Origin of the sequence: Rhodococcus sp. 5A-K4, from assembly GCF_046097995.1 — a bacterium.
GTDB classification, from domain to species: Bacteria; Actinomycetota; Actinomycetes; order Mycobacteriales; family Mycobacteriaceae; genus Rhodococcus_F; species Rhodococcus_F erythropolis.
Genome location: NZ_JBJURM010000057.1, coordinates 1 through 11411 on the forward strand (window position 1 = coordinate 1; position 11411 = coordinate 11411).

General features: G+C 59.3%; 12 protein-coding genes. 4 read left to right on the forward strand and 8 right to left on the reverse strand.

Annotated elements, in window-relative coordinates:
* Positions 1–1139 precede the first annotated feature (1139 nt).
* From ACKAMS_RS33260 to ACKAMS_RS33275, 4 genes are all read right to left on the reverse strand, one after another.
* Positions 1140–1283 carry a hypothetical protein gene (locus ACKAMS_RS33260; RefSeq protein WP_408990091.1) on the reverse strand — a complete coding sequence of 48 codons (144 nt, stop codon included), beginning with the start codon at positions 1281–1283 and terminating at the stop codon, positions 1140–1142.
* Between the two features lie 190 nt (positions 1284–1473).
* A complete protein-coding gene (locus ACKAMS_RS33265; RefSeq protein ID WP_408990092.1) occupies positions 1474–1620 on the reverse strand; it encodes a hypothetical protein in 147 nt (48 codons plus the stop codon).
* Between the two features lie 614 nt (positions 1621–2234).
* Complete coding sequence (locus ACKAMS_RS33270; RefSeq protein ID WP_408990093.1) at positions 2235–2549, reverse strand: XRE family transcriptional regulator; 315 nt, start codon at positions 2547–2549, stop codon at positions 2235–2237.
* Positions 2550–2714: 165 nt separating this feature from the next.
* On the reverse strand, positions 2715–3410 hold the full coding sequence (locus ACKAMS_RS33275; RefSeq protein WP_218681651.1) for a TetR/AcrR family transcriptional regulator: 696 nt from the start codon (positions 3408–3410) through the stop codon (positions 2715–2717).
* Positions 3411–3432: 22 nt separating this feature from the next.
* Here ACKAMS_RS33275 and ACKAMS_RS33280 point away from each other — a divergent pair, with 22 nt between their 5' ends.
* Both ACKAMS_RS33280 and ACKAMS_RS33285 read left to right on the forward strand, forming a co-directional pair.
* On the forward strand, positions 3433–3930 hold the full coding sequence (locus ACKAMS_RS33280) for a hypothetical protein (RefSeq protein WP_218681650.1): 498 nt from the start codon (positions 3433–3435) through the stop codon (positions 3928–3930).
* A gap of 372 nt (positions 3931–4302) precedes the next feature.
* Positions 4303–5483 (forward strand): IS3 family transposase gene (locus ACKAMS_RS33285; RefSeq protein WP_218681649.1). Its coding sequence is split into 2 segments (ribosomal slippage): positions 4303–4570 and positions 4570–5483, totalling 1182 coding nucleotides; the frame shifts between segments, so codons are not numbered across the junction.
* A 143-nt stretch (positions 5484–5626) separates the two neighbouring features.
* Here the strand turns inward: ACKAMS_RS33285 and ACKAMS_RS33290 are convergent.
* Complete coding sequence (locus ACKAMS_RS33290) at positions 5627–6958, reverse strand: DUF2254 domain-containing protein (protein WP_218681648.1); 1332 nt, start codon at positions 6956–6958, stop codon at positions 5627–5629.
* 502 nt (positions 6959–7460) lie between these two features.
* Between ACKAMS_RS33290 and ACKAMS_RS33295 the strand changes: the two genes are divergently transcribed.
* Complete coding sequence (locus ACKAMS_RS33295; RefSeq protein ID WP_218681647.1) at positions 7461–7685, forward strand: hypothetical protein; 225 nt, start codon at positions 7461–7463, stop codon at positions 7683–7685.
* 623 nt (positions 7686–8308) lie between these two features.
* Complete coding sequence (locus ACKAMS_RS33300) at positions 8309–9172, forward strand: phytanoyl-CoA dioxygenase family protein (RefSeq protein WP_408990094.1); 864 nt, start codon at positions 8309–8311, stop codon at positions 9170–9172.
* A gap of 19 nt (positions 9173–9191) precedes the next feature.
* On the opposite strand, the gene ACKAMS_RS33305 is transcribed toward ACKAMS_RS33300, so the two are convergent.
* From ACKAMS_RS33305 to ACKAMS_RS33315, 3 genes are all read right to left on the reverse strand, one after another.
* On the reverse strand, positions 9192–9821 hold the full coding sequence (locus tag ACKAMS_RS33305) for a hypothetical protein (protein WP_218680978.1): 630 nt from the start codon (positions 9819–9821) through the stop codon (positions 9192–9194).
* Positions 9822–10267: 446 nt separating this feature from the next.
* Complete coding sequence (ehuA, locus tag ACKAMS_RS33310) at positions 10268–11056, reverse strand: ectoine/hydroxyectoine ABC transporter ATP-binding protein EhuA (protein ID WP_256938648.1); 789 nt, start codon at positions 11054–11056, stop codon at positions 10268–10270.
* Positions 11046–11411, reverse strand: a 366-nt coding sequence (locus ACKAMS_RS33315) for an ABC transporter permease subunit (RefSeq protein WP_408990095.1), incomplete at its 5' end; no start/stop codon positions are given. The genes ehuA and ACKAMS_RS33315, both read right to left, overlap by 11 nt.

Below are 11411 nucleotides of genomic sequence, written 5' to 3' on the forward strand. Positions count from 1 at the left end.
GCTGCCAGCTGCATTCACACGCATTGATTCTCTGATACCGAGTGGCTCACCAAACGGGGTCCTACCACAAGGGAACGCGCTTCTCGGATCCTCTCCGTCGATCAATGGCTTGAACTTCACAACCTCTTGGCGGATGACACTAGACGAATTGTCGAGCAATGTGCACGTATTTAGCAGACTGTTTCTCAATCAAAACTAGAACGTGTTATATATTTTGCGAGAATGACTTCCGCCCGGAAATTTTTTAGCGTATACACATGTCTATCGTCATTTTTACGGTAGTCATAAATTGATTGTCTATTTGGAGTGAGAGAAGGGATTCCCTGTCTATTGGGTCGAAATTATGCGAAACCGCCGCATATATTACGGCAAATCTTGCGTTTTCCTACAAATTTTATACCCGAAGGCGTGGGGTAAAAGCTACCTGTGACATCGTGTTTCAAGTAAATCTTCCACCAGAAGGAAGTGAACGAAGGCGTGACGCGTGGGCGCCGTCCGGCACTTATTCATAGGATTAGCCCACCGGCCTTTTGGTTGGTGAGGTAGCGGATGGCCCATCGTTTTCTACTACTTTAGTAGTAATGTCTAGTGAAAATTCGATCAAAACTCATACTTTGGAATAGTTGACATTTCTTTCTACTTCCATTCCGGAGAGGTGGGTCGAAGACACTCGTGCGAATGTTGCAGCCCGCTGCCCGTGGTTCGATCGTGGTGACTTCTAAGTTTTGCTCGATCCCGATCCCGATACAGATCGCGGCGGCGATGGCGCGCGTGCGACCAGCGGGCCCTCGAACGTCAGTGAGTGGGCTGGCGATGTTTCGTCGCCGAAGCTCGTATTCGCTGAGGTTGCTGCGATTGGTTCCCAACCGCATGTGTGCCGGATTGGTGCAGCCGGCGAAGTCGCACTGGTGGCACAGCACCGCATCGTCGGTATTGGACCAACCCAACCTCGAGATGGCATCGTATTCGTGCTGGTAGGCGAACAAATGCGTCGGCGCGGCCCCGCGGCGAGACGGTCCGGGCAGACGCGCCGCCCGGAAGGAACCATGTTCGGTCGAAGACACCCGCCGATCCAGGGCCGGCACTGGTGCTGATGCCGTCGAAGGCGTTGGGACTCGAACCGGGACACGACGGCAGGATCATCGAGCCGGGACCGCCACAGACGTTCGGGGATGCGTACAGGCCGGGGGCTGCCCGATCAACGTCATCTGGAACGGCGGCAGCTCTGGAGTGCTGTCGGGCGTGCCGGGCAGCAGCGATGGAGCATCGTTGACGAACGTCATCGCCTGCTCCTGACGCTCGATCCGTACTGTTACCCGAACTGACTGTTGGAGCGTGCGCCGAGAAGGCCATGCTCCGCAGTGGCCTCGGACGGGGCGCGGGTAACAGCTCCAGCACAGAATCTGACGTTTGTGTGGGAGTCTTCCGTGGGCACCGGGCTCGGCCTGTGAAATACCGACTGAACTGCTTTATCTATCGGATGGGGATGCTCGTGGTGACTATTTGCTGGATCAGTGTGAGTCGATGCTCCGAGAAGCGGCGGATTGCGTCCTTGTTGCCTGCCAGATGCGCTCGAGCCAGCAGGTCCTGACAATTGTGTAGCTGTTCGGTGAGAGTCATGTGTCGGTCGGTGCTTCCAATTCTGGGTTGGGTACATCCGGTACATCCGCGACCCTCTCATTTTCTTCGGGGGTTGGGAAGTCTGGCGTGAAGGGTGTGAACGATGCCATCGATTGCCATGTCCGGGCGCACTACCGGGCCTGCGGTGTGAATGGGCTGGAGTGGCGCACGCTGGGGGAATTCTTGACTGGCCTGCGGCAGGTGTTGTCGGGTGGGGTAGTTCTGATCGATCTTGAAGACTGGTGTTTTCGAGTCAAAGATTCTGATCGTAGATCTTGTATCGGAATCTATTGTCGTGCATAGTTTTTCGTTGGAATTCGCTGAGGATGCTGCGTGGTGATTGTCGTGAACGGATTCGGTGTGCTCGGTCGAGCGGCGCGTGAACGGATTCGGTGTGCTCGGTCGAGCGGCGTTGGCCGGGTACTCCTTGTTGTGGGGATGTGCTCGTGTGGATTCGAGTGAGAACATCGTGCTGGGACGTCTTCGTCTCAGATGTGGAGCCTCACTACGCAACGAGGGCCGAAGGCTGATCAACCAGTTTGTCGATGCGGCGCTTTCATGGTTATCGCCTCAGTCTCAGGGGGTCACCTCGGGCGTAGTCTCTCGGCGGAGACCTATCGTCCTTCGGTTCTGCGGCCGATTTCTTCGAGCATTTGTCCGATTGTGAAGTGCCGCACTGATGCTGGAATTGCGTCTACGAGGCCGGATTCCTCCTCGGTCATGTAGTCGGCGGCGACGAGAACCTCTTGGATGTGGACGTCGAACGCTGTGGCGGCGCGGCGTATGACACTGTGTGATGGACGTCGAACTATGGACATCCACTGCCGTAGTACGGATGGGTAGATGTCGAGGGCGTGGGCAGCTTCCTTGACGCTGCCGTATCCGCGCAGGTCTATTTGTGCTTGCACCCATGAACCGAATGGACTCATACGGAACATGGTTTCAGGTGATTGACGCTGAACCGAATCGGGTGATCCGATTCGGTTCGGGGCGAACCCGGGCGCCTGGTCCTCTGGTTCTTTGCCTTCCACCTTGGTGCTGTCGGGTTCTCCTCTGTTCGCTTGCGATGGCCGCTGTGCGCGAAAACCGTGACATCAGGCAATCGTTGGGGGTTGAGGTCGTCGATCAGGCGCGGGTGCGAGGAAGCGCTGGACGAGCAGGAATGCGGCGGCAGCAGATTCGTCGTCGGTAGCGTGGGTGAGCACCCACCGGTCGAGTTCCAGGATGATTGCAACAAGTACGCGTTGTTGGAGGCCGACGGGTGTGTCGCTGTCGATCTGTCCTAGTTCTCGCCCGCGTTCGAGGGCATGTTCGAGCCAGTTCGTTGCCGATCGACGCAGGGTATCGATTGCCGAGGAGCGGGGTGTATCGGCGGAGTGGAACAGTCGCCCGATCATCAGGGTGAGTGGCTCGGCCCGAGCAGTTTCCAGGAGTTGGCGCGCGAAGGCGCGCATTTGTGGCCAGAAGGTGTTCTCGTCGAGTAGATCGATGTTCGGCGGTGTCACGGAGATGCGTAGCGTTTCGATCCCGGATTCCACTACGCGGTCGAACAGCCCTGCTTTGTCGCCGAAGAAGTGGTAAAAGGAGCTCTTCGGGAAGCGGGTACGGGTCAAGATCATGTTCAGTGAGGCGTGTTCGAAGCCGTGAGTAGCGAATGCTGAGCCAGCGGCCTCGATGGGAGTGACCCGGCAACGGGCGGATCCGTGGGATATCGATTTCCGTGGGAACTTGCGGTTGCTGTCTCTGGCTGAAGAGGGGGCCGTAGCGTCGTTTTTGTATGTCAACGTCATGCATGTTCACGAGGGGACCTCGATGGTGATGCGGTCGAAGGCAGCGTTCGTGGAAGCGCTCAGACGCAGCCCGGTAACGTCACAGATCGTCAATCCGTCCGGCTATTTCTCCGACGCCTCCGAGCTCGTCCACATGGCGCATCGCGGCATTGCATTCGAGTTGGGTGCCGGTGCGCAGCGACTGAACCCGATTCACGGTGCCGATCTTGCGGAATTCTGCATCGATCGCCTTGGCCGCGAGTCCGGTGAATGGAATGTCGGGGGCCCTGATGTGTACACCTTTCACGAGATTGTGGACCTGGCATTTGTTGCGGTGGGCAAACGTCCTCGGGCAGTGCGCGTCCCGGTGCGAGTTGTTCGCCCCGTTGTGTGGGCGGCCGATCGATTGGGCCCGCGGGCCTCGTCGTTGACCAGATTTTTCGTCGAAGGTCTGCAACGTGACTCGATCGGCGAACGGACTGGGACGCATCACCTCGACGAACACTTCGACGAAGTGGCCCTATCTCGCCTGAAGGCGTGAGTTTTCCACCTCGTCTGAGAGCGGACACTCGATGAGGAAGTTCTTCTACATCTGCTGGATGTTCTTCTGCTTGATCGGGGGCGTCGGAGCGATAGCGAGGACGTTTGCCATTGGAGTCTTCGGGTATGCGAGTGGCGTCGGCGCTATGCGTCGCGAGCGTCGGCTGCTTCCGAGTGGATCGAGGTCGTCGTGAATCCCTACTACCCGCTGGCGATTGCCTTGTACGTTGTCTCCGTGCTGTGGCTGGGAAATCTCGGAGGCTGGTGATGCGGCAGTCGATCTGGCATTAGAGGAGGGGTGAGTGATCGGCCCAGGGATTTCGGACAGTGGACCCGCTTAGAATAGGGATCTACTGAAATGAGCCAGTCCAGCATGAGCAGAGCACGGCGATCGTTCTCGGCAGAGTTCAAAGATGAACTGTGCCGCGAGGTGATCGAGTCGTCGAAACCGATCAGCGAGGTAGCCAAGGCCTACGGGATCGGCGATGTCAGTCTGCGCCGATGGCTCGCCAAGTATCGTGACACCCACGGCGGCGGTGCTGACAGCGAACTCACTCTGACCGAACGAGCCCGCCTGAACCAACTCGAACGAGAAGTTCGTGAACTTCGTTCCGAGGCAGCCTTTTTGAAAAAAGCAGCCTCGTACTTCGCGCGGGAGCCACGGTAGTGGCGAAGTACGAGTTCATCGATTCCTATATCGCGGGCGACTCCGCGGTCATATCTGTCGTTGATCGGTGCCGCTGGCTCGAGGTGTCGACCTCGGGGTTCTACCACTGGCGCAGCAGGCCGCAGTCGGCAACTTCGAAACGTCGGGATGCCCTGGCGCAACGAATTCGAGTGTTCTTCGACGTAGCGCACGGTACCTACGGGTATCGGCGCATCCATGCGGACCTACACTCCGCCGGCATCGAATGTTCCCCAGAACTGGTCCGCTCGATCATGCGCGAACACGCGCTGGTCCCGTGCCAGCCGCGTCCGTTTCGCACGACCACCGAATCCGCGGATGACGACGGGGTGCCGGACCTGGTCAAGCGGGACTTCGCCGCCGATCGCCCAGGGGTGAAGTTCGTCGGCGACATCACGTATATCCACACCTGGCAGGGGTTCGTGTACTTGGCCACGGTGATCGACTGCTTCTCCCGCAAGGTCGTCGGGTGGTCGATCGCTGATCACATGCGCACCGAACTCGTCGCGGCCGCACTCAACAATGCTGCTGCGACCACCTTGATCGAGCCGGGATCGGTCTTTCACTCCGATCGAGGCAGCGTCTACACCTCGCGGGGCTACCGGGCTCTGGTGGCCGGCTTGGCGATGAGGTCCTCGATGGGCCGGACCGGTCAATGTTGGGACAACAGTATGGCCGAAAGCTTCTTCGCTGCACTGAAGAACGAGTGCGTCTACCGCACCGTCTACGCAACGAAAGCTCAAGCACGACAAGATATCATCCGGTACATCGAAGGCTTCTACAATCCTCGACGCAGACATTCAGCACTCGGCTATCGCGCACCGAACGACGTTCACTACAGTTACCCACAGCACGTCATCGCGGCCTGAAATTAACCATCTCCAGTGTCCGAAATCCTCGCGGCAGATCAGAGAGACGATCGGCGTCGCCATGTACCCACACGGCTTTTGCTCACCCGGCTTCTGGCTGGCGGGCCGCCTCCCGGGCAGGGAGGTCCGGCGTTTCGCCATGATTACGCTGGCTCGGTCATTGTGCCTGCGCCCGAGGTTTCGAGAACCTGCTGTGCTGCGTTGATCTCGACGGAGCGTGCTTCGATATCCTGTGGGTTGGCACCCGAGGAGGAATAGGCATCTCGGAGAAGCGTCAGTTGGCGCAGTAGCGCGTCGCGAGTGTGTTGATATCGGGCGGCCGTGCCGATCCGCCGAGCCAGATCGATTGTTGCGGTGACAGCGATTGGACTCGGTAGGGCATAGGTCCGCATTGCATCGAACACGGTATCGACTATCGCGGTAGGTGCGGTCCGATAGACGAGGAGTCGCAGGCTTCCTTGCTCGTCGACTCGTCCTTCGGGAATGATGTTCCGCTGGACCAGAGGAACCAGGCCCACGGCCAGTTCTGCTAGCGCATTCTTTGCCGTATAGGGATCGTTGGTGCTCGGTGACAGTGCACGCACGGCCATTTCGGTAAGTTGTTGTACGGCAAAATCTATGTCTTGGTGAGGATTTCGTGCATCGCCGAGGGAAAAGCATTTGCGAACCGCGGCGATCAGTTCAGCGGTAGCGTCTCCTGAGTGGACTCGTGCGAGTTCGTCGCCCGCCAGAACATGTCTACCTCCGGCGGTCGTAATCTCCACTGTGCAACTGTGATGCACAGCGTGCCGGAGGATCGATTGTTCGTCGATCGTTACGATGAACCCGCTGGTGTCGGCGGATATGACGGCATCGCCTGACAAGGCCGGATCACTGCGGTCTACCGCAATGGCATTGTCGGGAGGCGACGCCGGATACATCTCGTCGACGCAAGCGATGAGTTCGGATCGTACTCTCGCTGACAATGTCGATACTTGGACGGAATCGGCGATGTGGTGGATGAAATACACCAACACGGCTACGCAGATCACTGCCAGAATGACGGCAACATTGACTGCGATGTCCGGAACGAACGCCACATTGTCCGAAGACTGAGAACGGATCGAGCGAAGGACCGTCAACGAGTATAGAAAGGTTGCGCTGAAGACCCCGAGGACGACTTGATTCCCACGATCGGCCATGAAGTTCCGCACGAGGCGGGGCCCGTACGTTGAACTGGCGGTAGCGAGCACTGAAATCGTGATGGAAAACGAGGTTGCCGCGACAGCGAGCATCGATCCGCCGATCGCGCCGAGAATGCTGCGGCTTCCACTGACACCGACCTCGTAGAAGAAGTACCCGAGGGTATGCAATTGTCCTTCTTCGATCCTGTGGTCGAGCGAAATCAATGCCTGCGCCAGCAGGATCGCCAGAACGCCGAGGACGGCCGGGATAAACCAAAAAGATTCGCGGATCTGGAGCATTCTGTTGCGCAACGCAATTGCTCCTTTGTCAATGGTTTTCGGTTGACGATGGCGGTCGGTGGAATGTCTCTGGGTTGGGCTAGGGCTTCATTCGAGTGTGCGGTCTCGAGGGCTGCGGCGAACTGCTCGGGCACTTCCAGCATCGGAAAACGGCCCACTCCGATCATAGGGATCGTGTGCACACCGGACCGCCCGTCGACGAATTTGTCCACCGCACGCTGCGGCACTACACGATCCTCTCTCCCCCCCATCATTGTCATCGCTCGCGACGCGCAGGCCTCGTCCCATCGGTCCGACGAAGGTCGGAGGCTGCGCGGGGTCGGGACACAGTACACGGCCACTTTGGCGAACCAGGTCGATATGGACGGGTCCGGAACGTATTCGGCGCCTGTTGTCGCATCGAGGTATCGGGCGGTGTCCCTGACATCAGTGCAGCTAGGCCATCGGCGCCGGCGGATGCCGCGACGGTCACACGTAAAGGCGGAAGGATGCTCTCAGGACTGACGAGAAGCAGATGTTCGATGCGATCGCAAACGGACTCGACGGCGATGAAAGCGCCGAGACCATGACCCATCACGTCGACGGTTTGTGCCGTCAGTTCAGGCAGGAGAGCCCGGAGCCAGAGTCCGTACGCTTCGATGTTTCCCCCGGCTGGCCGGCACGGCGAACTGAGGCCGGGTTCCCCGGGGATATCGACGACGAAGACTTCACGTGTTCGAGCAATCGCGGCGACACGTGATTCGATCGTCGCGGCAGCGAGTGCACCGCCGAGCATCATCACCACCGGGGGGCCGTTCGGAGCGAGCACCGGCGACGAGGACAGTCGTCGTCCCCAACACTGTGGGGAAGGTGCGCAGTTCATACCCAAGGCGCCATGTAGAGAGAAGTGCTCGGGCAGCGCTCTGGATGTGCTGTTCGTCGCCGGGGCACCGGTGGCCCGACCTGAGCAGGATCGTCGACGTCACTAATGTTTAGCTGACGCTGGCCGGGTGCAGGGTGGGCTTCGAATGGGGTGAGACATCGCGTTCTCCTGGGGTGTTCGGGTAGCACTGACCTACGTGCCGACCAGACTTCCCGGTTCACCTCCATGAACCCTAGACGATCCGCGTCGAGCGGACCGCCTAGGCGCGCCGCGAGCGCAGTCGAGACTGGGGCTGACACGACGGTCGCTCTGCAATGGCAGAGAAACTCGTTGGTGTCCAAGCGTTTTGAGTACTGATGAGGAGAAGTGTTATAAACGATGAGGCATTATGCGAATCGATAATCCGGTCGGTGTTTGCGCCGTGGGTATCACCTACAGTGTCGGTGTCCGCCGATGCCGGAGACGGGATTCGAGCAACGCGAGAAGGGGAGTTCGTACTGATGGCTGTCACCACTGACCGGTACCACACGCGGGTGATGGCGTCGCCGATTGCGTATCAACGCCCCGACCCTGTTCTGTGGGATCCGACGATGCGTACACGGTACGCAGACTTCGAGGCCAACGGGTTCACACATCTCGACCGAGTGCTCGACGACCGCCAGGTGCGGGGATGTCTGAGCGAGGTCGCGCGACTCGGTGAAGAACCGGAGTTGCGCGGTGACGAGCGGATCGTTCGCGAAAAGGGTTCGTCAGCAGTGCGGTCCATCTTCGACATCGCGAATCTGAGTTTGGTGGTCTCCGACGCGATCGAGGAGTCCGGGGCCGCTGCTATGGCGGCGGAGATACTGGGATCGCAGGTGTACGTTCACCAGAGTCGCCTGAACTACAAGCCGGGTTTTCGAGGTGGCGCTTTTTACTGGCACGCCGATTTCGAAACCTGGCATGCCGAGGACGGGATGCCGAGGCCACGTGCGGTCAGCGCCTCGATCGCCTTGACCGACAACCACCATTTCAACGGGCCCTTGATGGTCATGCCCGGCTCGCACCGCACCTTCTTGCAGTGTGCCGGCGCCACCCCGCCACGGTATTTCGAAGAATCCTTGGTCGACGAGATCCCTCGGGTCGGCGTCCCGGATGAGCAGATGATCTCCGAGCAGTACGATCAGCGCGGCATCGAGGTCGTCACCGGCGCTGCCGGTTCGATGACACTGTTCGACAGCAATCTGCTCCACGCGTCCGCGGGAAATATTTCGCCCGTCCCTCGTGCGAACATCTTCGTGGTCTTCAACAGCGTCGACAACGTGCTCGAGTCGCCCTACTGCGGTGCTGCACCGAGACCGGAGTTTCTCGCCGCCCGCAGGTAGTCGATACTGCCCGGCGATGTCACCTCACATCGGTCGCATCACGGTGCGCGAGGTCCGAACCCGGGCCGGGGCGCTCGACCAACAGGTGAGATCGGCTCTTGCTTGTGCCCGTGTGGATCAGATATCCGTAGCGGATGATCTCGTGGTGGCTCTCACTCAGTGCAACCCAGCGGGCGTCGTCTGCGAGGGGGTAGACCTGCCAGTGAGAGCCGACCGAAAACTGGCCGATCGAGCTCGGCGCTACGGCATCCGCAATCGATGCGACTGAGCGGCCGCTGTCGTTGTCCAGGGCGACGTCGATGTGAAACACCTCGACTCCGGCTCCTTGTCTGGCCGCGGGCGGACGTGTCACCACCGCATGCAACGGTGTGTTCACCAATGTCGGGACTGGGCGTAAGCGAACAAGAAGATACCGCAAGCTTGCACCCAGCAATACCGTGGCGAGGCCTCCCACGATGATCGTTGCCGGCCAGCTCAGCCATGGCTGCGCGCCGGTCGTGTCATGATCGGGTTCGCCGACGTCGAGCGCGAGTACAACAGCCAGACCGGCCATGACGACGCCGGTGATCACGAGGAAACCTGCGATCGTCCGGGTCTCTACGTGGTCTGCACGTGCTCGTTGCGCTGGTGTGGCGAGAGCGAGAGACATGGGCGTTTCCTCCTCGAGATCGCCTCGGGGCCCGCAGCGTACGACCTTGCAGGGCAGCCCATTGCAGAATGCGTCACTTCGAGAACTCACTCGTGGTGTGCTCCCCGTCCGGGTGTGTCACTCTTAGGGGTGGTCAATGGCGTGAGATTCTCTATGGGTGCGGAAGCCTGCGATCCGGTGAGGGGAAGAGATCAACGGCATGTCGCGGAGTAGTTTCCTTTCTGCCCCTGGCTGATTCAACTCGATGGAAGGGAATCGCACACATGATCAGTACGTCGTCAATGTCGAATCGTGCGATGAGTGAGTGGGTCAACGCGCATCCCGCCGAAACAACAACGGCGATTTTCCTGGTCGTGGTGGCGTTGGTGGTTCTTGCGGTCTGGACGATATCGAGATGACTCGCCCACGGCCGGAGCCGTAGATTGCGGTTGCGGCATACGTCGTGATCAATGCTTGAGAACCGCTTTGAGGAAGGTGCGCGTCCTGTCCTGGGTGGGGGAGTCGAAAATCTGTTCCGGCGGGCCTTCCTCGACGATCTTTCCGGCGTCGAAGACCAGTACTCGATCGGCGACATCGCGCGCGAACCCCATTTCGTGGGTGACGATGAGCATGGTGATGTCCGTGGTGGCAGCGATTGTTCGTAGTACGTCGAGGACGTCGGCGACCAATTCCGGGTCGAGAGCCGAGGTGACTTCGTCAAGCAAGAGGATTTCGGGGTCCATGGCCAATGCTCGGGCTATGGCCACGCGCTGTTGTTGACCTCCCGACAGTGTGTTCGGGTGCGCGATTTCTTTGTCGGCGAGCCCGACGAGGGCGAGTAGTTCACGGGCGCGGGCATCTGCTTCGGCCTTGTTTCGGCGCAGAACGTGTATTTGTGCTTCGGTGATATTTTCCAGGACAGTCATGTTCGGAAACAAGTTGAACTGTTGGAACACCATCCCGATCTTGGACCGAGCGGCGCGTAGGTGTCGTTCACGGGCGGGGACCAACTGCCCGTTTTTGATTTCGTGGGAGAACGGTTGTCCGTTGACACGTACGAGTCCGGAATCGATCTTCTCGAGTGTCATCAGGATCCGCAGTATGGTGGTCTTCCCCGATCCACTCGGCCCGATCAATGCGACACGTTCCCCGCGCTCGATCGCGATATCGAGGTGATCGAGCACGGTGTGCGTGCCGAATCGTTTGACCACGTGCTCGAACGAAATCGCCGAGCGGGTGTTCTCGTCAGTAGGCAAGACGTTTCTCCACTTGTCGGATGAGCACGGACGTGGGGTAGCTGGCTAGGAGGAAGATCACTCCTGCCATCGTGATCGGCTCCAGATATTGAAAGGTGCGAGCTCCGTATTGCTGTGCAGCGGTGACCAATTCGACCACCGTGATTGCGAAGAGGAACGGTGTGTCCTTGAACATGGAAATCGCGTAGTTTCCCAGCGCCGGTAGGGTGGCGCGTACAGCCTGCGGAAGAACCACAGCTCGCCACGTTCTCGTCGTCGGAAGAGACAGGGCTCGCGCAGCCTCCCATTGTCCGGCGGGAACGCTATGTGTCAAGTCAAGTGAGACAGTGACGTTCAGTTGATCTGCGATTCCGAG